Below are 23,039 nucleotides of genomic sequence, written 5' to 3'. Positions count from 1 at the left end.
CACCCCGTGCCGGCTCTCACCGGACGGATCGACGCGCCTGCCAACACCTACGCAGAGGTACTGCGTACTCCTGGCGCGTGGAAGTTCTATCTCGCAGCGGCCCCGGCCCGGATCGGGATCGCGATGACCGGTCTCGGCATCGTCTGGCTGGTCCACGGATCGACCGGCTCGTACGCCGCGGCCGGTAGCGTCACCGGCGGCTTCGCCGTCGCCGAGGCGGTCGCCGGGCCGCAGGTCGCCCGGCTCATCGACCGTTTCGGTCAGACCCGCATGTTGCCGGTCACGCTGCTCGCCCACGCGGCGGCGGTCGCGCTCCTGATCGTCCTGACACTGTCGGGTGCACCGCTCGCGGCCTTGATCGCAGCTGGAGTGCTGGCCGGCGGTGCGCTACCGCAGGTCAGCGCGCAGACCGGTGCCCGGTGGTCGCATGCGCTCCGGGACACGCCACTCCTGGCGACGGCGTTCGCACTGGAGTCGCTCAGCGTTGGCGTCGCCTTCATGGTCGGCCCGGTGCTGATCGGCCTGGTGAGCTCGTCCACTGGTCCGGCGACCGGCTCTACCCTCGCGGCCAGTCTGCTGTTGGCAGGCGGCTTCCTGCTCGCAGCACAACGCGGTACGGCGCCACCGCCGACAGCACGTGGTGGACACAGCAGCTCGAAACGCCTGCTGCACAAGCGATTCGTAGGCCTGGTGGGTACGAACATCGGCATCGGCCTGTTCTTCGGCAGCATGCAGGTCTCCGTCACCGCCTTCGCAGTCTCCCGAGGTACGCCGGGGCTGGCCGGGCCGCTCTACAGCATCACCAGCTTGGTGAGCCTTTTCGCCGGACTCCTGTACGGTGCCAGGCGTTGGCGGACCGCTCCGGAGACGCAGTTTGTCGTCGCCTTCGTCTGGCTGTCTCTCAGCTGCTTGCCCCTGATCGCGGCGCACGGTCCGCTGATGACGGCGGTCGCGCTGGCGCTCCCGGGCCTCGCGATCGCGCCGTTCCAAACGTTGTCGGCGGTGCTGACCGAGTCGACCGTCGACTCCGCCGTCCTGACCCAGGCTTTCACCTGGCTGAACTCGGGCGGCGCGGCAGGCATCGCCCTGGGCTCCGCCTTCGCGGGCTGGGTCGTCGACGGCCACCGCACCCAGTACGGCTTCGCCGTCGCACTGGGTGCGGCGCTGACGGCAACGACGATGGCGGTCGCGGTGAAGCTCAGCGGTACCTGACCGGGCGCTCCGCTGAGCCGCACGAGTTTTGTCGGTGAGGTCTGGGAGACTTCATCACAGAGCGTTCTCGAACGTGCCATCGGCCGCGGATCGGAGAGGAGAAAGTCAATGACGGATATCTACACGACACCACTCCTCACCGCACGCGAAGCGGCCAGGACCCTCAAGATGCCCGAATCGACTCTGGATGCTTGGCTCGCCGACGGCTCGCGACCATCACTGGTACATGCCGTTCATCCTGAGCGACGTGGCTGGCCGCGGGTGCCGTTCGTGGGCGTCGTCGAAGCCTTTGTTCTGCGGACTCTGCGTGAGCTGGGCTTTTCGATGCCCGACATCCGGCGGGCTGCCGACCTGGTGCGTTCCGAGTTCCAGGATCCGTACGCGTTGGCACGTGAACGGATCGCGACCGATGGGGTTGGCCTGTTTGTCCGGGTAGCGGACGAGTCGGTCATCCATGCGCGGGACGACCAGATCGCCATCCCGGAGGTCATCGCCGAGTACCTGAGGTACATCAGCTGGGACGCACAGGGAAACCCGGCACGTCTACGTCTGCCGCAGTATCCGGCGCGGGCCGAAGTCGTCATCGACCCAAGTTTTGGCTGGGGCGCGCCGGTGCTCGCGAAGAGCAAGGTCCCTGTCGACGCGCTGGTCTCGTTGTGGCGCACCGGGGAACCGATCAGTGTCGTTGCGGAGGAGTACGACCTGCCTGCGGACGTGGTCGAAGATGTGCTCCGCCAAGCAGCCTGAATACTTCTTCGACCGCAGCCTTGGGAAAGCATCCGCCGCGCGACTTCGTGAATCAGGCTGGATCATCCACCTGATCGCGGACTTCTACCAGGACGACGCGACACGGATTCCAGACGAGGAGTGGATCGCAGAAGGCTGCTCTCGCGGCTGGCTGCTGCTCACCAAGGACAAGAGAATCCGTTACCGGGAGCGCGAGCTGAGTGCCTTGGACGCGGGCCATCTCTTCTGCCTCGCTTCAGGGAATCTTGATCTGGACGAGATGGCTCGGCGTTTTGTCAATGCCGAAAACGCGATGCTTGCCGCCACCCGTCGCGTCGGCGTCGGTTTTTGGCACGTGCATGCAGGAGGCCGGATCACGAAGATGTGGCCTTGACCCTCATTTCCTACCTGGGTTCCGTCAGCGATAGGTGATCTGCCGCTCGGCCGCGGCGCGCGATGCGTACTCGGCCGGCGTGAGGCCGATCTGTTGCTTGAACTCGTTGGAGAAGTGGGCCTGGTCGAAGTAGCCGAGCGATGCGGACAGCTCCGCGAGCTCGGCGACCTCGCCCTGGGCCAGCAGCTCCGCGCCGTCGTGCAGTCGGTAGCGCCGGAGCACCCATTTCGGGCCGACACCGACGTACCGGCGGAACAGCCGCTGCAGCGTTCGGATCGGTACGTCGAAGCGCTCGGTGATCTCGTCCACGCGGGCCAGCGTGCGATCCGCGGCCATCGTGGTGACGATCTCCCGGACCAGCTCGTACGACGGGTCGGGCGGCGCCAGGTGATCACGCAGGAATGCCTCGAACACCGCACGCCGCCGGACGTCGGACTCGCACTCGAACATCAGATCCGCGAGCCGGTCGCCGTCCGGGAACACCGCGGTCAGCGGCAGCACCTCGTCGCGGAACGACCCGACGTCGAGCCCGGTGATCGCCCCGAAGCCGCCGGCCCAGAACTTGACCCCGAAGGCACGTCCCCGCCCGCGCAGCTCCCGCTCGAACTTGCGGGTGCACACACCGTGCACGAACGCGCCACCCGGCTGCTCGAACGTCACGTTCACACTCGGGAACGGCAGGACTTCGGCCGTGTACGGCTCGTCCAGGTCCCACTCGACGATCCAGTACCACTCCACGAAGCGCCCGGCCTCGGGCCCTGGCGCGAGCCGGCTCAGCGAGCGGTGCCGGGCCTGCTCCTGCGGATGCAGGATGCCCTTCTCACTGTCGGGTGGCTGGGTCACAGCGGGCTGTCGCTTTCTTCCAAGACCGTGCGGCGTGCAGCGGATTGACTGAGCGTCATGACGACGAACACGGTAAACCCCATCCCCGACGGTTATCACTCGCTGACCCCGTACCTGGCTGTCTCCGACGGCCCGAAGGCGATCGAGTTCTACCGTGAGGTGTTCGGGGCCGAGGTGGTCAGCCGGCAGGACATGCCGGACGGGCGGGTCGGACAGGCCGAGCTCAGGTTCGGCAATTCGATGCTGCAGCTCAGCGACCAGATGCCGCAGATCGGACTGCGGGCGCCGAACGGCGAGTGGGTGCACTCGTCGCTGGTGCACTACGTGCCGGACGTGGACGCGACGTACGCGAAGGCGATCGAGGCCGGCGCCACGTCGGTCGAGGCGGTGCAGACCTTCATGACCGGTGACCGGTTCGGCACCGTGATCGACCCGTTCGGGCACCGGTGGGCGATCCTGACGAAGGTCGAGGACGTCTCGCGCGAAGAGGCGGACCGGCGGGTGAAGGAGTGGCTGGCCTCGAGCCCGGAGGGCCTCGAGTAAAAGAGGAAGCGGCCCGCCGGAACCGTCCCCTGCGGCAGTTTCGGCGGGCCGCTGACTAAGAGTGTGCACGCGATCACGCAAATTGGCAACCCGTCACCTGATGAAACAGAGACTTGAAACGATCGCTTGGAGGTTGTGGACAGGCCCGAAACGAGTGCGCCGGTGTCCGGTAGGCTTTGGTCGCAAGAGCCTGGATGCGTCGCCGGATGAATGTCCGGTGAACGTCTCCGGGCTTCACCGTTTCCAGCGCGGGCCGCCACGGGGTGTGAGGCCGGCGCGTGAAAGAGGAGGGCTGAGATGCCCGCAATCGTGCTCGTCGGCGCCCAGTGGGGCGATGAGGGCAAGGGTAAAGCGACCGATCTGCTCGGTAACACGGGCGAGGTCATCGACTACGTGGTCAAGTTCAACGGCGGCAACAACGCCGGGCACACGGTGGTGATCGGGTCCGAGAAGTACGCGCTGCACCTGCTTCCGAGCGGCATCCTGACACCGGGTGTGACTCCGGTGATCGGCAACGGGGTCGTGGTCGACCTCGGCGTGCTGTTCGAGGAGCTCGAGGCGCTGCAGGCGCGCGGGCTGGACACGTCGCGCCTGGTGGTGAGCGCGAGCGCGCACGTGATCCCGCCGTACAACCGGACGCTCGACAAGGTCACCGAGCGCTTCCTGGGCAGCCGGCGGATCGGGACGACGGGCCGCGGTATCGGCCCGACGTACGCCGACAAGATGAACCGGATCGGCATCCGGATCCAGGACCTGTACGACGAGAAGATCCTCGAGCAGAAGGTCACCGGCGCGCTGGAGCAGAAGAACCAGCTGCTGGTGAAGGTGTACAACCGGCGCGCGGTCGAGATCCGCGAGGTCCTCGACGAGCTGCTCGGGTACGCCGACCGGCTGAAGCCGATGGTCGCCGACACCAGCCTGCTGCTGAACAAGGCACTCGACGACGGCAAGACCGTGCTGATGGAGGCGGGTCAGGCCACGCTGCTCGACGTCGACCACGGCACGTACCCGTTCGTCACCTCCTCGAACGCGATCTCCGCCGGCGCCTGCACCGGCACCGGCATCCCGCCGACCCGGATCGACCGCGTGATCGCGGTCGTGAAGGCGTACACCACGCGGGTCGGCGAGGGCCCGTTCCCGACCGAGCTGCTGGATGCCGACGGTGAGTGGCTGCGGACCCAGGGCGGCGAGTTCGGTGTCACCACCGGCCGCCCGCGCCGCTGCGGGTGGTACGACTCGGTCATCGCCCGGTACGCCGCGCGCGTGAACGGCGTGTCCGACTTCGTCCTCACCAAGGTGGACACCCTGACCGGCCGCGAGCGGATCCCGGTCTGCGTCGCGTACGACGTGAACGGCGTCCGGCACGACGAGATGCCGATGACCCAGACCGACTTCCACCACGCGACGCCGATCTACGAGGAGTTCGACGGCTGGTCGGACGACATCTCGGGCTGCCGCACGTTCGACGAGCTGCCCAAGGAGGCGCAGACGTACGTCCGCGCCGTCGAGTCGCTCAGCGGCGCCCGGATCTCCGCCATCGGCGTCGGCCCGGAGCGCAGCCAGATCATCCAGCTCTGAGACGAGCCGGAGACCTCCCCGTCGTCAGTTGCCGATGATGGGGAGGTCGCGGATGAACGGCGCGTTCCGCAGGTCACCGAAGGTCGGACGCTGGATGTTCGGCGTCTGGATCGGCGAACGCGCCCAGTCGGCGCCGGCGCCCTGTGTCGCCTGGTAGAACGTGAAGCCGCCGATGGCCAGCAGGACGACGGCGACGAGTGCGGACAGCCAGTGCGGCCGGAAGATGTTGCGTGCCGTGATGTGAGCGCCGCGGCGCAACGAGCTACCGCCCGGACCCCACCAGCAGCAGAACAGTGCGGTCAGGGCCGCGCTGCCGAACCCGACGGCGGACAGCGGCTGCCAGTCGAGCCCGTACGTCGAGGCGGCGACGCCGGTGACGATGCCGCCGACAACCGCCGCTGTCAGCAGCGGGAGGATCAAGCAGGGCAGTGTGATCAGGGCTGCGATGGCGAGCTGCAGAGGGCTGGCGGCAAACGCGACCACGCCGTCCGACCGACCGGACCGGCCACGGACCTGACGGCGACGCATCAGCGCCGTGCTCGAGCGGTCGACCGTCCGGGCCAGCACCAGCAACAGGATCGCGACGACTGTGCCGAGTCCTGGCGTCAGAGCGACGAGGCCGGTCAGCGCGAGCATGAAGCCGACGATGACCGCCGTACGGCGACCGGTCGGCGGAGCCTTGACGGGCTTCTCCGGATGCGTCGGCTGCACTGGCACCGGATGCGCAGGCTGAGAAGGCTGCACCGGCTGCTGGTAGGGCGCACCAGCTTGGTACGGCGCGGCCACGTAAGAAGCCGGACCGTACTGCTGCACAGGCGGCGCCTCCGCGACGGGCTTCTTCGCGGCGGCGTCCCGGAGCTTGTCCCGGATCGGAGTGAACGCGGACAGCGGCGGGATCACCGGCGGAACCAGCTGCGCCACCTCGGTCGGCGTCGGCCCTGCCGGCTCCGCGGCGGCAGGCTCCTCCGTCGGCATGACCTTGGTAACCAGCCTGGTCGGCGGTACGGCGGCCACGGTCGGCGTTTCACGCGGGGGGAGCGCGTCGCGTCCCTCGGCGTACCGGTTGAGACCGGTCATGACCTCTTGCTGCGTCGGCCGGTCGGCCTTGTTCGGTGAGAGCGCCGCGGCGAGCAAGGGCTTCAGCCGTGGGTCCAGCCCGTCCAGATCGGCCTGGCCGGAATGCACCCGGGCCAGCACGGCCTCGAACGGTCCCTTGCCGAACGGGCGGCGTCCGGTCGCGGCGAACGCGACCGTGGCCGCCCAGCCCCACCAGTCGGCGGACTCCGACACCATCTCGCCCTCGATGAGCTCAGGCGCCAGGTAACCCGGCGTACCGATCACCAGACCGGTCTGGGTGAGTCGCAGGTCGTCGGCGGCCTGGGCGATGCCGAAGTCGATCATCACCGGCTTGCCGTTGCACATCATCACGTTGCCGGGCTTGAGGTCGCGGTGGATCACCCCGACCGCGTGGATCGCCTGCAGCGACTCGGCCAGGCACCCGGCCAGCGGCAGCCACTTGCGCGGGGTCAGCGGCCCGCGCTCGTCCACCTGTTCGTCCAGTGGCCGGCCAGGGACGAAGCGGGTCACCAGGTAGGGCTGCTCGCCGTCCAGGTCATGGTCGAGGATGCCGGCCACACCAGGGTGGTTCACCTTCTGCAGCGTGGTCGCCTCACGCTGCAACCGTGCGCGGGCGATCGGGTCGTGGGCAACATGCGGCCGCAGGACCTTCAGCGCGACCTCTTGGTGCTCGGCGCCCTCGGCGAGGTACACGACGCCCATGCCACCCTGACCGAGCCGCCGGATCAACCGATAAGGCCCGACCCGCTCTTCCACCTCCTCCTCGCGGGTGGAAGGCGGTCCCCCTGTGACTGACATGCCATCTACGGTACGTCGGCATCAGACCAATCAGGTGATCGGCAGCGTGAAGGTCAGCAGACCCGCGCCGACGGCGTTCGTGATCCACGGTCCGGCGCGCAGGTGGGCCTGGTAGGTGAGGCTGGTCGCTCCGGTTGGCGGACCTGACAACTGGAGGACCAGCTGACCCGACTGGTAGGCGACCGACGTCACCGTGACCACCGCGCCGTCCACCCGGAAGTCAGCAGCGACGCCGTCCTCCACACTGAGCGGATCGGTGGACCGAAGCTGGACGATCAGCTGTGAGCCGCTGGCCGTGACAGTGCGTGGGTTCGGCGGAGCTACTCCGGCTGACGGCCCGCCGTACAGGTCGCGCGCGAGGACGGCGTACGTGTGGTCGCCCATGTCGCGGTACCCGCCGGCGTACGCGTAGTGGCAGCCGTCGTGACCGGACAGGCCCGTGGTCGACAGGACGGTGACGCCGAGAGTGTCACCCATCTCGCGCTGTGCCTCGCGCAGGTTGGTGCTCGTCGAGTTGCCGCACGGCGACGTGCGCACCTGGTAGACGTAGTACCTCGGCGTCGGACCGAAATCGGTGCGCCAGTCCTGGAGAAGCGCCGTGAAGCCGCTGACGTGCACCGCCGCGTTGTCGTTGTCGGACTCGCCCTGGTACCAGAGCACGCCGCGGATGTGGCCGATGACGCCCGCGGCCACCAGGCGCTGCCGGAGCCGGCCGTAGTTGGTGGTGATGTCGTCCGGGTTCGCGTCGTTGCGCTGGAAGAAGCTGATCGGCTGCCCGCCGTGCGCTCCGTTGATCAGCGCGATCGGAACCTTGTACTTGTCGACGAGCTGCCGACCCATCCGGATCGCCCACTGCCCGACCGAGCCCGACTGCCGCGACACGTCGCCGGTCGCGTAGTTCCAGACTCGGTCCGCCGCCGAGATCGACGGATCGGAGACAGGGCTGCCGAAACTCCGCAGGTACGGCGATTCCTCGCCACTCGCGGCCCCGTTGTACATCGACGCCTCGGCGTTGGACTGCCCGTGGACGACGTACACGTCACCGGCGACGATGCCTTCGCGTCGTGCGACGACCCGGCCAAGGGCCTTCAGCTCGAACGTGTACTCGTGCAGTCCGGCCTTGATCCGCGGCGTGAAGCGGAAGTCCCGTGACGCAGACGTGTAGACCTCCGTCTCGCCGTTGCCGGTCACCGTCAGCTGCACGCTCTGGACGCGCGGATCCGCCATGCGTCCGGCAACTGGCACCGTCGCGCGATTGTTGGCGTCGCGCGGTACCAGTTGCCGGTCCTGAGGAGCCTGCGTGAGGCTGACGAGTGACTTGCGGACGTACGCCGTCAGCCGGCGCTGTGTGTACTGCGCCGCGTTGCCGGCGAACGTCCAGTCCGGGTCAGCGGTCGGCCGAGCACCGATGCCGAGCGACAGCAGGCTGGTGTCCGACTGGGTGAAGGTGTTGATCGCGAACACCGGCTTCGCGGGCACACCCGACGGTCGCGTCGCACCGACCTGCGACACCTGGAACGAGCCGTAGCCGAGCGGCGTGGTCGGGCTGTCGTCGGCGTCGTACGTCGTGGCCGATCCGTTGGCGACTTGGGCGCTGGCGGTCTTCGCGTACTGGTTCGGCCACATCTCCAGGTAGCCGGACTGGCCGGTGCCCTGGGTCACGCCGGGCACGTTGGAGCTCACGTCGAGATCGCCGACGCGCTGCCGCACGATCTCGCCCGGCCTGGTCGGCAGACCGATCCGCCGGGCGTCGGCGCTGAACGGTTCCATCGCGGTCCACACCCACTGCGGGCCGTCCGGCCCGTTCAGCTCAAGGCAGTACCCGACACGGTCGAAGCCGGTGCCGATCTCCGCGGTCCGGTCGAGGCTGTACGGCGGGGTGGTGTTCAGGTAGTTCGCGCGTTCGGGCAGATCCAGTTGCAGCACCGGCGTGAAGCCGGCCGATGCCGCGTCGCAGCCGGTGACTGCCGCGGCCTGGGTCGGAGCGCCGGTGAAAGTAGCGCCGGTGAGAGTGAGGCCGGCGAACAGCGGGAGCAGGGCAACAGCGGTAGCAGGTCGCATGGGAGGACCTCCGGGGCGGCGGGGGCGTCTCCACCAGATGTAGCTGCTCGGTCACCCCGAGTGCGAGCGATAAGCGCTCAGCGGTCCGAACCGTGCGCCGAGAGGTTGGCCGGAACCGCGTCGGGGCGGGACGACGCAACGGATCGCCGAGCTGGCGCCGTCGCTGCGGTGGATCGGTTCTGTCTGCACCGGCTCGATGCTGCTCGCCAAGGCCGGCCTGGTGAAGGGCCGGCCGGCCACGACGAAGCGCGGGTGTCATGGGGGTACACCCGCGACCGCGACGTCTTCAGGTCAGCGGGCTAGCTCGGGATACACGGCGGTCAGGTCCAGCGCCGTGGCGGCCTTGGCGCCGCGAGCCGTGTCGTCGGCGAGGACCTCGAACGCGCCGGACTCGATGCCGTCGAGCGCGTGCTTGGCGATGTCCTCGGGGCGCGACTTCGGCGCGGTCACGGCGGTCACCATGTCGGTGTCGACATAGCCCATGTGCAGGCCGGTCACGCCGATGCCGCGGTCGAGCAGTTCGAGACGGATCGCGTTGGTCTGCAGCCAGAACGCGGCCTTGGTCGCGGAGTACGCGCCGTGCCGGGCGACCCAGGACAGGGCCGAGTGGGCGTTCAGGATGTGGCCGCCGCCGTTGCGCTCGATGATCGGGACGAACGCGCGGGTGAGCTGCAGCGGGCCGAAGAAGTTCGCGTCGAAGACCGCGCGGACGTCTTCGATCGAGGCATCGAGGTAGCTGTTCGGCGAGCTCGCGCCGGCGTTGTTGATCAGCACCGTGACGTCTTGTGCGGCCGCGGCGAGCGCGTCGATCGAGGCCTGGTCGGTGACCTCGAGCGGCAGCGGGACGACCCGCGGGTCGGTGCTCGGGCGCGGATCGCGGGCGGTCGCGTAGACCTTGGCCGCGCCGCGGGTGAGCAGGTCGTCGACGATCGCCTTGCCGATCCCGCGCTGCCCGCCGGTGACCAGGACGACGGCGCCTTCGAGTGTGGTCATGAGAACTCCTGAAAGCTGGAAACCGATCTGTTTCAGCCACCGTAAACCGATCGGTTTCCGAATTCAAATCGAGCCGGTACGCTTCAGTGCATGAGTACTTCGGCGACACCCCGCGAGCGGCTGCTGGACGCCGCGGGGGAACTCTTCTACCGCGACGGCGTCAACATCGGCGTGGATGCGCTGTGCAAGGCGGCCGGGGTGTCGAAGAAGTCGATGTACCAGTTGTTCCGGTCGAAGGACGAGCTGATCGCGGAGAGCCTGGCCAGCCGCGGACCGGCGTACCAGGCGCTGTTGCAGCCGGGGCCGGAGGACGATCGGTCGCCGCGGGAGCGGATCCTGGCCGTGTTCGAGCGGCAGGACGATATGGTTGCTGGCGGCAATTACCTCGGATGCCCGTACGTGAGTACGGCGGTGGAGCTGAAGAATCCCGAGCACCCGGGGTCGGTGGTCGCGCGGCACTTCAAGCAACAGCTCACCGACTTCTTCCACCGCGAGCTGGTGAAGGCCGGCGCGGAGGACCCGGCGACGCTGGCGGTCCAGCTCACGATGATCTTCGACGGCGCCGCCGCCCGCGCGGTCGTCCGCGCCCAGCCGCTGAACGGCATCGGCGCGGTCACCGCCGCCGCCCTCCTGGAGGCCGCCGGCCTGCACGCCGCGGAACTCGCCTTCCGGTGAGCGCGCAGGTGAGCGGTTCGGCAGAGATCCCGGCGGTGTTCCACGACCTGCTGTCGTCGAAAGCTGTCGCGATGGTCGGCACCATCGGCCGGTCCGGCGAGCCGCAGGTGACGCCGTTGTGGTTCCTCTGGGACGGCGAGCGGGTCCGCATCAGCCTCGTCGACGGGCGGCAGAAATTGCGGAACCTGCGGCGCGACCCGCGGATCTCGCTGGTGGTCGTCGACCCGGCGCGGCCGACGTACTACGTCGAGCTGCGCGGCCGGATCGACGACCTGGTCCCGGATCCGGAGCTGGCCCTGGAGCAGGCGGTCGCCCGCAAGTACACCGGCGGCTGGTCGGACGTCGAACCGCCGGGGACGACGCGGTACGCGACGAGCGTGATCGTCGACCGGATCACCAGCCAGCTCGGTCACTAGCGGGACACGAACGCCCTTTGTTCCATGGAAAATGGGACAGAAATGCGCTGTGTTCCAGAAGAAGTTCCGGTACCGGCGGGGTCTTGACCCGGCTGCCGGGCGTCGTGAAACTGCCGTGGAAACCGCTGTCCTACCGCCCCCGAAGACAGGACACCGCCCATGCGAAAGATGCCCTTCGTCCTGGCCGCGGCTTGTACCGCGCTGGTTGCCGGGACCCTCACGACTCCGGCTGTCGCCTCATCCCAAGCCGTCGACGCGCCCGCGGCGTTCACCCATCCCGGGGTGGGCGTGAGTGTGGCCCAGCTCGACTTCGTCCGCGCCAAGGTGCAGGCCGGCGCGCAGCCGTGGACCGATGCCTTCAACCAGGCCAAGAACAGTGCGTACGCGTCCCTGTCCCGGACGCCGAAACCACGCGCGGTCGTGGAATGCGGTCCGTACTCGAACCCGAACTACGGCTGCACCGACGAGCGTGAGGACGCCATCGCGGCGTACACCGACGCACTGCTCTGGTACCTCACCCGCGACGACCGGTACGCCCAGAAGTCGATCCAGCTGATGGATGCGTGGTCCGCGACCGTCCAGGACCACACCAACAGCAACGCGCCGCTGCAGACCGCATGGTCGGCGTCGTCGTGGCCGAAGGCCGCGGAGATCATCAAGCACGTGTACGGCAACTGGCCGAACGCCGGCCGGTTCGCCACCATGCTCCGCAACGTGTACGTCCCCGAGATCATCAATGGCTCGAACTCCAACGGGAACTGGGAGCTGAGCATGACCGAGGCCTTGCAGGGCATCGGGGTGTTCCTCGAGGACAAGGCGATCTACGACAAGGCGATCGCGCTGTACCGGCTGCGCGTCCCGGCGTACGTCTACCTGGAGTCCGACGGCGCGTTGCCGAAGACAGTGCCGAGCCAGAACCTCAACACCCGCGACAAGATCGTCAGCTACTGGCAGGGCCAGGGGACGTTCGTGACAGGGTTGACTCAGGAGACCTGCCGCGACTTCACGCACACCGGCTACGGCATCTCGTCGATCTCCCACGTACTGGAGACGGCGCGGATCCAGGGCATCGACATGTACCCGGAGTTCGGTGAGCGGCTGCGCCAGGCGCTGGGCTTCCAGTCCAAGTGGGAGCGCAACCTGGAGCCGGTGCCGTCGTGGCTGTGCCAGGGGACGCTGCACCGCGGTCTCGGGCCGATCACCGAGGTCGGCTACAACGCGCTGCACACCCGCCTCGGCATCGCGATGACGAACACCCAGGCGCTGACCGAGTCCCGCCGGCCGGCCGGCTCCAACAACCTGTTCGTCGCGTGGGAGACGCTGACCCACGCGGAGAACCCGTCCTAGCAAGTCTTCCGGGAGGGCTGGAAACTCTGCCCTCCAGCTCTCCCGGATCCCTCAGCAGTGCGCTTCGCCGCGCTTCCAGTAGCCCTGGAAGGAGATGGCGCTCTTGGGCATCCCGACTGCGTTCACGAGGTGCCGGCGGACCTCTTTGATCATCGAGGACTCACCGGCGACCCAGGCGTAGTCGAGGTCGAACGGCAGCGCTGCCGACTTCACTGTCTCCACCAGCGATCCGTCGGTCACCCAGGTGACGTCGGCCGCGCCGGTCAGCGGGCGGATGTCCGCAGCATCCGGTACGGCGATGAAGACCGTGGCGTGTACTCCGGCCGGGAGTTCCTCGAGGATGCCGGCGACCGCCGGCAACGCGGTCTCGTCCGCGACCAGGACCTGGCGCACACTGGTCGCCGGCGGGACATAGTCGACGCCGGAGTGCAGCAAGCCCTTGGTGCTGGTCCTGTCGACCGCGAACGGCAGCAACAGGCCCACCTGGTCGCCCACCTCGGCCTCAGTGACCCAGGCCGACGCGGGGCCGTTCACTCCGTGCAGCACGAACTCGACGTCCAGTTCTGCCACCTCTGGCCGGAGAGCCCGCACGGTATAGGTCCGCATGATGAAACGCTCGTCGACCGGCTGGGCGCACCACTCGGTGTACCACTCAGCTCCGGAGGGCAGCGTGATCGCACTGCCGTTCGGGGGAGCCAGCAGGACCTTGATGCGCTGGTCCGGGCCGGCGGTGACGGCCTCTGCGATCCGCGGTGCGACGAACGTCACGCGGCGCAGATGCGGGCTCAAATCGTCAACGGCCGCCACGGTGGCCAGGAGCGAGTCGAACACGATCGGCCGCTCGAGCACAGTCGTCATGCTGTGGTTTCTCCATCAACTTGGCAGGGGACCTCGGATGCGGACCCGTGGACGGTCGGGTTATTCTGAGGCGTCTAGAGGTTAGCCTTACCTAAGAGGATCCCGAAAGTCCAATGCCCCCGCCCTCTGCCACGGTCGACGCCGGCCCGGAGACCGCTGCGCCGTCACGCCCGCGCCGGGCCCGGCGGACCACGCTGGTCCTCGGGCTGGCCGGCTGCGTCGCCCTCCTGGTCGTGGTGTCGCTGCTCAGCATCGCGATCGGCTCCAAGCAGATCCCGCTGTCCACGGTCGTCGACGCACTGCGCCACTACGACGAGGCCGACACCGACCACGTGATCGTGCGGTCGCTGCGGGTCCCGCGGACACTGATCGGCCTCCTGGTCGGTGCCGCCCTCGGCCTGTCCGGGACGTTGATGCAGGGCGTGACGCGGAACCCGCTGGCCGATCCGGGCATCCTCGGCGTGAACGGTGGCGCCGCGCTGTTCGTTGTCGGGGGCATCTACTGGTTCGGGTTGTCGACGCTGACGTCGTACGTCTGGCTCGCCTTCCTCGGCGCGGCCGCGGCGTCGGTCGCGGTGTACCTGCTCGGATCGCTCGGCCGGGAGGGTGCGACGCCGGTCAAGCTGGCGCTCGCCGGTGCGGCGCTGACCGCGATGCTCGGGTCGCTGACGACGGCGTTGCTGATCGGCGACGTCGACACGTTCGACCAGTTCCGGTTCTGGTCGGTCGGGTCGTTCGCCGGCCGCGGCTCCGACATCGCGGCCCAGGTGGCGCCGTTCATCCTGATCGGGATCGTGCTGGCGCTGTTCTGCGGGCGGGTGCTGAACGCGTTGTCGCTGGGGGACGACGTGGCCAAGTCACTCGGTCAGCGGGTAGGGCTGGCCCGCGCGTTCGTCGCGGTGGTCGTCGTCCTGCTGTGTGGCGCGGCGACCGCGGCAGCCGGGCCGATCGGGTTCGTCGGGCTGACCATCCCGCACGTCGCACGGCTCGTGACGGGTCCGGACTACCGCTGGATCCTGCCGTACTCGGCCCTGCTCGCCCCGATCCTGTTGCTCGGCTCCGACGTGATCGGCCGGGTCGTTGCGCAGCCGGGCGAGCTGCAGGTCGGCATCGTGACCGCGGTCATCGGCGCCCCGTTCTTCATCGCGCTGGTCCGCCGCCGGAAGCTGGCCGACCTGTGACGGCCGAAGCGGTTCACGTCATCGCCCGGGCGCGGACCGCGCGGCAGACCCGTTCACTGATCACCATCGCCATCCTGGCGGTCGTGGCGTTCGCGACGTTCTGCGTCTCGCTGTCGCTGGGGGACTTCAAGATCCCGGTGGTCGACGTGGTGAAGACGCTGTTCGGCGGCGGCGACCGGGCGACCGAGTTCATCGTCAACCGGCTGCGGCTGCCCAGAGCGCTGACCGGACTGCTGGTCGGTACGGCGCTGGGCCTGTCCGGCGCGATCTTCCAGAGCATCGCGCGGAACCCGCTGGCGAGCCCGGACATCATCGGCGTCACGTACGGCGCCGGCGCGTTCGCGGTGTTCGCGATCGTCACCCTCGGGCTGACCGGAGTCGCGGTGTCCGCGTTCGCGATCGTCGGCGCGGTGCTGACCGCGTTCATCATGTACGTGCTGGCGTGGCGGCACGGAGTGTCGAGCTACCGGTTGATCCTGATCGGGATCGGCATCGGTGCGATCGCCACCAGCATCACGTCGTACCTGCTGACCAAGGCCCGGGTGGAGATCGCGCAGCAGGCGCTGATCTGGCTGACCGGAAGCCTGAACGGGCGCGACTGGTCGAACGTACGGTCGCTGGCGGTCACGTTCGTCATCCTGCTGCCGGCGATGGTGTTCCTGGTCCGGCAGCTGCGGATCCTGCAGCTCGGGGACGAGACGGCGTACGGGCTGGGCCTGCGGGTGGAGTGGGCGCGGCTCGGGCTGATCGTGGTCGCCGTCCTGCTGGCCGCGGTGGCGACGGCGGCGGCCGGGCCGATCGGGTTCGTGGCGTTCGTCGCACCGCCGATCGCGCGGCGGCTGACCCGGTCGCCGGGGCCGGCGATGATCGCGTCCGGTCTGCTCGGCGCACTGGTTGTCGGCCTGTCGGACCTGGTCGCGCAGCACGCGTTCGGAGACACCCAGCTGCCGGTCGGTGTGGTGACGGGTGTGGTGGGCGCGCCGTACCTGATGTTCCTGCTGGCGCGGGCGAACCGAGTCGGGAGTGGTGGCTGAGATGGAGGAGAAGTCCGTGGAACCCCTGATCCAGCACAGCTTGGCCGCCGACGGTCTTGCGGTCGGCTACGACCAGCGGGAGATCATCCACGACCTGTCGGTGCGCATCCCGACCGGGAAGATCACGGTCATCGTCGGCGCCAACGCGTGCGGCAAGTCGACGCTGCTGAAGACGCTGGCGCGGCTGCTGAAGCCCTCGCGCGGGACTGTGTTGCTCGACGGGAAGAGCATCCAGCAGATCCCGACCCGGCAGGTGGCGACCAAGCTCGGCCTGCTGCCGCAGTCGCCGACCGCGCCGGAGGGGATCACGGTCGCGGACCTGGTCGGCCGCGGGCGGTACCCGCGGACCCGGTGGATCCGGCAATGGTCGCGCTCCGACGACGAGGCGGTGGCGGCCGCGATGACCTCGACCGACGTGCTGTCGATCGCCGACCGGCCGATCGACGAGCTGTCCGGCGGGCAGCGGCAGCGGGTGTGGATCGCGATGGCGCTCGCGCAGGAGACCGACATCCTGCTGCTCGACGAGCCGACGACGTTCCTCGACCTGACGCACCAGTTCGAGGTGCTCGACCTGCTGGTCGACCTGAACCGGTCGCAGCACCGGACCATCGTGCTGGTGCTGCACGACCTGAACCAGGCGTGCCGGTTCGGCGATCACCTGATCGCGATGAAGGACGGCGCAATCGTTGCCGAGGGCAACCCGTCGCGGGTGATCACCGAGGACGTGGTGCAGGACGTGTTCGGGCTGGCCGTCAAGGTCGTGCCCGATCCGGTCGCGGGTACGCCGATGGTGGTGCCGATCGGCCGGCACCAGTCCGTCCAGGACACCGCGCCGGCCAGTCCGGCAGCAGCGGCGCTGGCAGCCAGTGCCGCGGCCAACGGCGTCTGCCGTCCCATCGACCGATAGCGCCGCAGACGGGGCGTACGCCGGGTAGCCGCACCTCGTACGGCAGAAGGCGGGATCGGTTTTCGTCGGTCGGGGTGGTTATGGTGGCGGGCATGTTGTCAGCGCTCGCGTATCACCGGTCCGTCTTGGCGGTCGTCCGCCAGGTGGACGAGCGCGCGTGGACGGCGTTGCACGGCGGTCCGGAGGGCTCACTCGACGAGCTGCTCCTGCGGAACGCCTATCGCCTGGAGGCCGACGCACATCCGGCGGTGTTTCGGGCCGGGCAGCGGGCAGCCGCGGCGCTGGAGCTGGATCCGGACATCGACTACTTCCAGGTCAGCGGCGAGCCCAACGCGGCGTACCTGCACCAGGCCGGCAAGGCCGTGATCCTGTTCCAGGGGGCGTTGCTCGACCGGCTCGACGAGGACGAGCTGACCGCGGTGATCGGGCACGAGCTGGCGCATCGCCTCCTGTGGCAGGCCGACAGCGGTGCGTATCTGGCCGTCGACCGGCTGCTCGACGCGGCAGCGGCCGACGCGCGGACCCCGTCGCAGTACCTCGAGACACATCGCCGCTGGTCGCTCGCGACCGAGTTGTTCGCGGACCGGGGCGCGTTGACGGCGTGCGGTGACCTGACCACCACGATCCGCGCGTTGCTGAAGCTGGAGACAGGTCTGAGTACGGCGGACCCCGCGGCGTACCTGCGGCAGGCCGAGTCGCTCGATCTCCGCTCGGGCAGCCGAGGGACGTCGCACCCGGAAGCGGTCGGACGGGCCTGGGCGTTGAAGAACTGGCTCGACGGCGAGGACGTCGAGGTCCTGGTGACCGGGCCGCTCGACGTGGACGCGCCTGATCTGCTCGACGCTGTGCTGCTGCGCGAGCTGAGCCGGGACTTCGCGGCGGCGGTGGCGTACGCCGACGGGCTGCGGACCGATGCGGTCGCCGCGGCGGCCGCCGGCTTCGCGGATCCGGCTGGTCCGCTCGGGGTGCCAGGAGGAGCCGTGCGCTTCGACGAACCGTTGGCGGTGCGTCCCGTGGACGGTGCGCCGCTGCCGCGACCACGCCCGCTGGCCGCGGCCACCAAGCGCTACCTGTCGTACTTGTTGCTCGATCTCGCGACAGCCGATCCGGAGACCGGAGACGCCGGGCTGATCGCCTCGCTGGTCGTCGCCCGCCGTTCCGGGCTGCCTGGGTACGTCGACATCGCGGACGACGAGCTCGGGTGGAGCGACAAGCAGCGGGTGCGCTTCGTGCAGGCCGCGGAGGTGGCCGGATGAGCGCCGAAGACCTGGTCGCGCTGGCCGTTTCGCAGGGCGGTCTGGGCAACGACGCGTTGCTCGCGGCCGTGCTGCCGCTGTTTCACGAGACGGCCGCGGTGCACGAGCGCGGACTGGTCGCGCCGCTGCGCGGCCTGGACCGAATCGTGGTCGACGAGCAGAACAGGCTCGGTTTCGCGCCCGAGGACGCCGGCCGGCCGACGCTGGCCACCCAGCAGATCGACGCCCGGCAGGGCAAGCGGCCGGCAGCCGTGGAGGTGGTCGCGCAGCGGCAGGCCGACCTCGACCTGGGGGAGAGCGGCGGCCGCGAGACCACCGTTGTGCCGGAGCCGGTTCCGGACGCGATCGCCGCGCCGACACTGGTGGCGGGATGGCAGAGCTGGGAACACGTCGTCGGGCACCACGACCAGCTCACCGACATCTTCAGCCTGGGTCAGCTGCTGCTCGCGCTCGGGTGCGGGCTCGACCTGTCCAGGACTGCGGACGTCGCCGCGCTGATCGATGCCCGAGGCAACTTATACCGGCTGGACCCGGACCTGCATCCGGTGATCGTCTCGGTCGCGGCGCAGATGGCCGAGCCGGACCGGCACCGGCGCGCGCAGGACCTGCACTCGCTGATCGAGCAGCTGGAGAACTACCGCGACCAGCCGCTCGACTTCGACGTCGAGGCGATCGTCCGGGGCGCGGCGGACCGGCGGACGGCGGTGCTCGGCGCGCTCCGCGACCGGCTCTTCGACCTCTCCCGGCGGAACCGGCTGATCAACTTCCGGGCGACCGCGCAGACGCTGAACCTCACCGAGGTCTCCGTCCCGCTGATGCTCGACGTCCGGACGATCCGCTCGGAGCAACTGTTCACCTGGCGCGACGACCTCGCGGGTCCGTTGCTGAAGAAGGCGCAGCCGCTCGGCAAGTGGATCCGGTACGACGAGGCGCCGTACGCCGCGAACACGCTGGACAAACTGATCTCCACCGCGCGCCGGGACCGGGCCGACTACGGGCAGGACCAGCTTCGGCTGGTGCCGGCCTTCCTGCGCTGGCACGACCTGAAGAACGATCGGGACACCCGCCTCGCGTCGCCGTTGGTGCTGGCGAAGGTGCAGCTGACGAAGAAGCGCGGCGTGCGGGACTCGTACACGTTGCAGATCACGGATCCGATCGCCGAGGTCAATCCGACGCTGCGCCACAGTCTGCGGCAGCTGTACGGGATCTCGTTGCCGGAGACTGTCGACTTGTCGGCACCGGGTGCGTTGCGGGAGCTGCACGAGCGGCTCGCGAAGGAGATCCAGGCGACCGAGCCGGGGCTGCAGCTGCATCTGCGGGAGAAGCCGCGGATCGACTTGGTGCGGCAACGCGCGATGACGCGGCTGCGGACGTACAACCGTCGCCGGCACGGGAACGTCGCGACCGGGTTCGGCGGGAAGCAGTATCCGTACTCCTATCGGCGGTCCGACTACCAGCCGCTCGGCGTGCAGATCTTCCGGACGCAGATCGCGCAGCAGGTGCTGCCGCTCGGGGTTGCGCTCGGCGAGGAGCCGCGGCGGCCGGGCGCGATCGAGACCGATGTGTACTCGCTCGACACCGAGGGCGGGCCGTACTCGTGGGATGTCGACCTGTGCGCGGTCTCGCTGGCGAACTTCAACTACCGGACGCTGGGGCTGGTGCGTGACTACGACGAGCTGCTGACGACCGGGGAGTCCGCGGCCTCGTTCGATCACCTGTTCTCGGACCGGCCCCGGCCGGTCGGCACCGTGCTGCCCGAGCTGCCGTCGGCCGATCGCCACCTGGTGGTGCCGGCGGATGGGTCGCAGGTCGCGGCGATCGCGCGGGCGCGGCGCGGTGAGAGCTTCGTGATCCAGGGACCGCCCGGGACGGGCAAGTCGCAGACGATCACCAACCTGATCGCGGACTTCGTCGCGCGCGGGCAGCGGGTCCTGTTCGTCTGCCAGAAGCGGGCCGCGCTGGACGTCGTGCACGCGCGGCTGGCGAGCCGGCGGCTGGACGGTCTGTGCGCGCTGATCCACGACTCCCAGGGCGACAAGAAGGCGTTCGTCCACGGGCTCCGGGACACGTACGAGTCGTGGTTGTCCGCGGAGGACGACCTGGACGCGCTGACCGCGCGGCGCGCCGATCTGATCACCCGCGTCGATCGGCTGCTGGCGACCGTCGATGCGTTCGAGGGGCAGTTGGCCTCCGGCAGCCCTCGGCTTCGCGACGTCGTGAATCGCCTGGCCGAACTGCACGCGCACGCCTGGACGCCGGACCCGGAGCAGAACGCACGGTTCGGGGTGGGGCTGCCGGCCATCGGGGACTGGTGGGCTGCGCGGGACGTCGTCCGAGAAGTTGCCACGGGGCTGGCCGCGGCGGATCCGTCGACCGGCGGGGTGCTGGCGCGCAGCTCGCTCGCCTTCGTCGTGGCCGATCGCTGGGACGACGCCGAGATGCCGACCGCGGCACGCGAGCTCCGCGCCCAGTGGGACGCGGTGGCGACCGCCTTGGCGGCGGTCGACCTGTCGAACGACCCTGCTTTCGAAGCCGAAGCCGAAGCCGAAGCCGAAGCCGAAGCCGAAGCCGAAGCCGGAGGAGGTGCCGGAGGCGGGGCGGTGGCTGTCCAGGACGTGCGTGAGTTGGCGGGATTTGGGCGGTTGCTGGAGCCGTTGGCCGCGTTGGATCGGGTCGAGGCGATTGTTCCACGCTCGCCGGCAGCGCAGGATCTGGCGGCGGCCGCCGCCGAGCGGAAGCAGCTTGTAGGCGCGGAGCAGGCTGCATGGAAGGAAGCGGCCGGTTGGAAGGAGCCCTTGGCGCCGGCGGATGCGCGCGCCGCGCTGAAAGTTGCTCAGAGCAAGGAAGGTGCGTTGTTCTCCTTCCTCAGCGGGGATTGGCGCCGGGTGCAGAGCCTGGTCCGCAGCCGCTTCGACGCGACGACCCGGGCCGTACCGCCGTCGGTCACCGACATCCTCACCGATCTGATCGCCGCACAGTCCGCCACGGCAGCGGTGGCACAACACGCCGAACAGAGCCGGCTCGACTGGGGCGTGGACGACCCGCGCGACCTGATCGACCAACTCGCCGCCGCGCGCAAGAACATCCCTGACTGGCGCTTCGTCCTCCGCGACGGCGCACCCGCTCAGCTCTCGCGCCTGGCCGACCGCTTCGAGCAGGCCGAGGCGCCGACGCGCGACCTGCTCGCCTACCAGTGGGACGCGCTGACGGTCGACGACCTCCGCGAACTGCTCGGTCGGCTGGAGTCCGAGAGCCCGACCGCCCGTGCGGTCGCGTCCCGGCTCCGCGACCTCGCCGGCGTCCCGCTCCCGGTCCGGACGGCTCTCCGTCACCTCGACGCCACGCCCGACCAGCTCGAGTACGCCGTATGCGCCGCCGAGTGGGAGCGCGCCCGCTCGGCCGCGGCGTTGCAGTTGTCCTCGGAGCGGGTCGACGCGATCGTCGGCGAGCTGAGCATGGTGTACGACGATCTGACCGCGCTCAACGCCGAAGTCGTCGTCGCGCAGGTCCGGCGTCGTTTCCTGGCCGCGGTCGACCACTCCGAGCGCAGCGTGACCGGCATGTCCACGGAGGATCGCGAGCGCAAGAAGACCTTCGCGACCGGGCGGCGCGAGCTGGAGCACGAGTTCGGCAAGGTCATGCGGTACCGGTCGATCCGCGACCTCGCATCCGGTGCGCCCGGCGAGGTGGTGTCGGTCCTGCGCCCGGTCTGGCTGATGAGCCCGTCGTCGGTGTCCGAGACGTTGCCGCTGACCGCGTCGTTCGACGTCGTGGTGTACGACGAGGCGAGTCAGATCCCCGTGGAGGAGGCGATCCCGGCGCTGCACCGGGCGCCGCAGGTGATCGTCGTCGGCGACCAGATGCAGCTCCCGCCGACGCAGTACTTCCGGGTCCGGACCGAGACCGACGACCTGCAGGTGGACGACGAGGCCGCCGAGCAGGTCGGGATCGCGCTGACCGAGGACAGCTTCCTCTCGATCAGTGCGCTGCGGCTGGCGTCGACGATGCTGACGTGGCACTACCGGAGTCGCTCCGAGGCGTTGATCTCCTTCAGCAACGCGGCGTTCTACCAGGGCAAGCTGGCGACCGTTCCGGACCGGCTGCCACCGCACGCCGCGCCGCCGTGGACCATGCAGGCCGACGCCGAGGTGTCGGACGTGTGCGACAGCGTGCTGGCCGGGAGCATCACGTCGGTGCGACTCGTCGACGGCGTGTACGTCCGGCGGACCAATCCGGCCGAGGCGCGCTGGATCGCTTCGCTGGTGCGGGAGCTGCTGGCGCGCGAGACCGGCAAGAGCCTCGGGATCGTGGCGTTCTCCGAGGCGCAGCAGGGCGAGATCGAGCGGGCGCTGGACGAGCTCGCCGAGCGCGACCCGTCGTTCGCCGCGCTGTACGAGGCCGAGCAGGTGCGGACGCACGGCGAGCAGGACGCCGGGCTGTTCGTGAAGAACCTGGAGAACGTGCAGGGCGACGAGCGCGACATCATCCTGATGAGCGTCTGCTACGCGGCCGGCCCGGACGGCCGGATGCTGATGAACTTCGGGCCGATCAACACGTCGGGCGGCGAGAAGCGCCTGAACGTGATCTTCAGCCGGGCGCGCGAGCACATGGTCGTCGTCAGCAGCATCGAGCCCGACGCGATCACCAACACCTACAACGACGGCGCGAACACGCTGCGCCGCTTCCTGGGGTACGCCGCTGCCGTCTCCCGGGGTGACCAGGCCGCCGCCAAGGCCGCGCTCGCGTCGTACAGCCTGCGCACGACTTCGGTGACCGCCGCTCGTCCCACTCCCGTTGTCGAGCAACTCGCCGCCGCGCTCGAGGCGCGGGGCGTGGAGGTCGACCTCGCCGTGGGCGAGTCCGTGTTCCGCTGCGACCTCGCGCTGAAGCTCCCCGGCGACGCCGGCCACCGACTCGCAGTGCTCGTCGACACTCCGGAGCGCGTCGCCGCCGACACCCTTCTGGAGCGTCTCACCACCCACCCGACCGCCCTGAAGACCACCGGCTGGCGAGTCCACCACGTCCTCACCACCGACTGGTCTCGTTCCCCCGACGCAGTCGTCACCCACCTCCTCGAGGCCCTCCACCGCCCAACCGACGCCTGAACTCCGCAGCAAGTCGCCGAGTCGTGAGCACCGGC

At 69.4% G+C, this 23,039-nt stretch carries 18 protein-coding genes; 13 read left to right on the top strand and 5 right to left on the bottom strand.

Features of this window, described 5'->3' with window-relative positions; genetic code table 11:
* The first annotated feature begins 6 nt into the window (after positions 1 to 6).
* The 3 genes from ABZX12_RS20705 to ABZX12_RS20695 all read left to right on the top strand — a co-directional run bounded on the left by ABZX12_RS20705 (position 7) and on the right by ABZX12_RS20695 (position 2,332).
* Positions 7 to 1,212 (top strand): MFS transporter, encoded by a 1,206-nt coding sequence (locus tag ABZX12_RS20705; protein ID WP_355695278.1) that lies wholly within the window; start codon positions 7 to 9, stop codon positions 1,210 to 1,212.
* A gap of 108 nt (positions 1,213 to 1,320) precedes the next feature.
* Complete coding sequence (locus ABZX12_RS20700) at positions 1,321 to 1,959, top strand: DUF433 domain-containing protein (RefSeq protein ID WP_355695276.1); 639 nt, start codon at positions 1,321 to 1,323, stop codon at positions 1,957 to 1,959.
* Positions 1,937 to 2,332 carry a hypothetical protein gene (locus ABZX12_RS20695; RefSeq protein WP_355695274.1) on the top strand — a complete coding sequence of 132 codons (396 nt, stop codon included), beginning with the start codon at positions 1,937 to 1,939 and terminating at the stop codon, positions 2,330 to 2,332. Before ABZX12_RS20700 ends, ABZX12_RS20695 begins: the two co-directional genes overlap by 23 nt.
* Before the next feature lie 24 nt (positions 2,333 to 2,356).
* Here the strand turns inward: ABZX12_RS20695 and ABZX12_RS20690 are convergent, their stop codons facing one another.
* Positions 2,357 to 3,175: a helix-turn-helix domain-containing protein gene (locus ABZX12_RS20690; RefSeq protein WP_355695272.1), complete on the bottom strand. Its 819-nt coding sequence runs from the start codon at positions 3,173 to 3,175 to the stop codon at positions 2,357 to 2,359.
* Between the two features lie 57 nt (positions 3,176 to 3,232).
* Here ABZX12_RS20690 and ABZX12_RS20685 point away from each other — a divergent pair, with 57 nt between their 5' ends.
* Both ABZX12_RS20685 and ABZX12_RS20680 read left to right on the top strand, forming a co-directional pair.
* A complete protein-coding gene (locus ABZX12_RS20685) occupies positions 3,233 to 3,718 on the top strand; it encodes a VOC family protein (protein WP_355695270.1) in 486 nt (161 codons plus the stop codon).
* 297 nt (positions 3,719 to 4,015) lie between these two features.
* Positions 4,016 to 5,296 (top strand): adenylosuccinate synthase, encoded by a 1,281-nt coding sequence (locus tag ABZX12_RS20680; protein ID WP_355695268.1) that lies wholly within the window; start codon positions 4,016 to 4,018, stop codon positions 5,294 to 5,296.
* 24 nt (positions 5,297 to 5,320) lie between these two features.
* Here ABZX12_RS20680 and ABZX12_RS20675 read toward each other — a convergent pair whose 3' ends face one another.
* From ABZX12_RS20675 to ABZX12_RS20665, 3 genes are all read right to left on the bottom strand, one after another.
* Entirely contained in the window at positions 5,321 to 7,171 is a 1,851-nt protein-coding gene (locus tag ABZX12_RS20675) for a protein kinase (RefSeq protein ID WP_355695266.1), read from the bottom strand.
* A gap of 30 nt (positions 7,172 to 7,201) precedes the next feature.
* Complete coding sequence (locus tag ABZX12_RS20670) at positions 7,202 to 9,232, bottom strand: sialate O-acetylesterase (protein ID WP_355695264.1); 2,031 nt, start codon at positions 9,230 to 9,232, stop codon at positions 7,202 to 7,204.
* A 291-nt stretch (positions 9,233 to 9,523) separates the two neighbouring features.
* A complete protein-coding gene (locus ABZX12_RS20665; protein ID WP_355695262.1) occupies positions 9,524 to 10,225 on the bottom strand; it encodes an SDR family oxidoreductase in 702 nt (233 codons plus the stop codon).
* Positions 10,226 to 10,315: 90 nt separating this feature from the next.
* On the opposite strand from ABZX12_RS20665, the gene ABZX12_RS20660 reads away from it, so the two are divergent.
* From ABZX12_RS20660 to ABZX12_RS20650, 3 genes are all read left to right on the top strand, one after another.
* On the top strand, positions 10,316 to 10,900 hold the full coding sequence (locus ABZX12_RS20660) for a TetR/AcrR family transcriptional regulator (protein ID WP_355695260.1): 585 nt from the start codon (positions 10,316 to 10,318) through the stop codon (positions 10,898 to 10,900).
* Between the two features lie 8 nt (positions 10,901 to 10,908).
* Positions 10,909 to 11,316 (top strand): PPOX class F420-dependent oxidoreductase, encoded by a 408-nt coding sequence (locus tag ABZX12_RS20655; protein WP_355695258.1) that lies wholly within the window; start codon positions 10,909 to 10,911, stop codon positions 11,314 to 11,316.
* 159 nt (positions 11,317 to 11,475) lie between these two features.
* The gene (locus ABZX12_RS20650; RefSeq protein WP_355695256.1) at positions 11,476 to 12,663 is read left to right on the top strand and encodes an alginate lyase family protein; all 1,188 of its coding nucleotides are present in this window, start codon (positions 11,476 to 11,478) and stop codon (positions 12,661 to 12,663) included.
* 51 nt (positions 12,664 to 12,714) lie between these two features.
* On the opposite strand, the gene ABZX12_RS20645 is transcribed toward ABZX12_RS20650, so the two are convergent.
* Complete coding sequence (locus tag ABZX12_RS20645; protein ID WP_355695255.1) at positions 12,715 to 13,521, bottom strand: siderophore-interacting protein; 807 nt, start codon at positions 13,519 to 13,521, stop codon at positions 12,715 to 12,717.
* A gap of 113 nt (positions 13,522 to 13,634) precedes the next feature.
* On the opposite strand from ABZX12_RS20645, the gene ABZX12_RS20640 reads away from it, so the two are divergent.
* From ABZX12_RS20640 to ABZX12_RS20620, 5 genes are all read left to right on the top strand, one after another.
* Complete coding sequence (locus ABZX12_RS20640; protein WP_355695253.1) at positions 13,635 to 14,702, top strand: iron chelate uptake ABC transporter family permease subunit; 1,068 nt, start codon at positions 13,635 to 13,637, stop codon at positions 14,700 to 14,702.
* Positions 14,699 to 15,736 (top strand): iron chelate uptake ABC transporter family permease subunit, encoded by a 1,038-nt coding sequence (locus ABZX12_RS20635; protein WP_355695251.1) that lies wholly within the window; start codon positions 14,699 to 14,701, stop codon positions 15,734 to 15,736. Before ABZX12_RS20640 ends, ABZX12_RS20635 begins: the two co-directional genes overlap by 4 nt.
* 1 nt (position 15,737) lies before the next feature.
* Complete coding sequence (locus ABZX12_RS20630) at positions 15,738 to 16,643, top strand: ABC transporter ATP-binding protein (protein WP_355695249.1); 906 nt, start codon at positions 15,738 to 15,740, stop codon at positions 16,641 to 16,643.
* Between the two features lie 92 nt (positions 16,644 to 16,735).
* Positions 16,736 to 17,899, top strand: coding sequence for a M48 family metalloprotease (locus ABZX12_RS20625; protein ID WP_355695247.1), 1,164 nt, complete (start codon positions 16,736 to 16,738; stop codon positions 17,897 to 17,899).
* Positions 17,896 to 23,004: an AAA domain-containing protein gene (locus ABZX12_RS20620; RefSeq protein ID WP_355695245.1), complete on the top strand. Its 5,109-nt coding sequence runs from the start codon at positions 17,896 to 17,898 to the stop codon at positions 23,002 to 23,004. The genes ABZX12_RS20625 and ABZX12_RS20620 overlap by 4 nt, the downstream gene beginning before the upstream one ends.
* Positions 23,005 to 23,039: the final 35 nt, after the last annotated feature.

Source organism: Kribbella sp. NPDC003505, assembly GCF_040610875.1.
GTDB lineage: Bacteria > Actinomycetota > Actinomycetes > Propionibacteriales > Kribbellaceae > Kribbella.
The sequence above is the reverse complement of the archived record's forward strand: the minus strand, read 5'-3'. Positions and strand labels throughout refer to the sequence as shown.

Coding starts and splice junctions, on each gene's coding strand:
- ABZX12_RS20700 (WP_355695276.1), top strand. CDS start 1,321: ATGACGGATATCTACACGACACCACTCCTCACCGCACGCGAAGCGGCC.
- ABZX12_RS20695 (WP_355695274.1), top strand. CDS start 1,937: ATGTGCTCCGCCAAGCAGCCTGAATACTTCTTCGACCGCAGCCTTGGG.
- ABZX12_RS20685 (WP_355695270.1), top strand. CDS start 3,233: ATGACGACGAACACGGTAAACCCCATCCCCGACGGTTATCACTCGCTG.
- ABZX12_RS20680 (WP_355695268.1), top strand. CDS start 4,016: ATGCCCGCAATCGTGCTCGTCGGCGCCCAGTGGGGCGATGAGGGCAAG.
- ABZX12_RS20675 (WP_355695266.1), bottom strand. CDS start 7,171: ATGTCAGTCACAGGGGGACCGCCTTCCACCCGCGAGGAGGAGGTGGAA.
- ABZX12_RS20670 (WP_355695264.1), bottom strand. CDS start 9,232: ATGCGACCTGCTACCGCTGTTGCCCTGCTCCCGCTGTTCGCCGGCCTC.
- ABZX12_RS20665 (WP_355695262.1), bottom strand. CDS start 10,225: ATGACCACACTCGAAGGCGCCGTCGTCCTGGTCACCGGCGGGCAGCGC.
- ABZX12_RS20660 (WP_355695260.1), top strand. CDS start 10,316: ATGAGTACTTCGGCGACACCCCGCGAGCGGCTGCTGGACGCCGCGGGG.
- ABZX12_RS20650 (WP_355695256.1), top strand. CDS start 11,476: ATGCGAAAGATGCCCTTCGTCCTGGCCGCGGCTTGTACCGCGCTGGTT.
- ABZX12_RS20645 (WP_355695255.1), bottom strand. CDS start 13,521: ATGACGACTGTGCTCGAGCGGCCGATCGTGTTCGACTCGCTCCTGGCC.
- ABZX12_RS20640 (WP_355695253.1), top strand. CDS start 13,635: ATGCCCCCGCCCTCTGCCACGGTCGACGCCGGCCCGGAGACCGCTGCG.
- ABZX12_RS20630 (WP_355695249.1), top strand. CDS start 15,738: ATGGAGGAGAAGTCCGTGGAACCCCTGATCCAGCACAGCTTGGCCGCC.
- ABZX12_RS20625 (WP_355695247.1), top strand. CDS start 16,736: ATGTTGTCAGCGCTCGCGTATCACCGGTCCGTCTTGGCGGTCGTCCGC.
- ABZX12_RS20620 (WP_355695245.1), top strand. CDS start 17,896: ATGAGCGCCGAAGACCTGGTCGCGCTGGCCGTTTCGCAGGGCGGTCTG.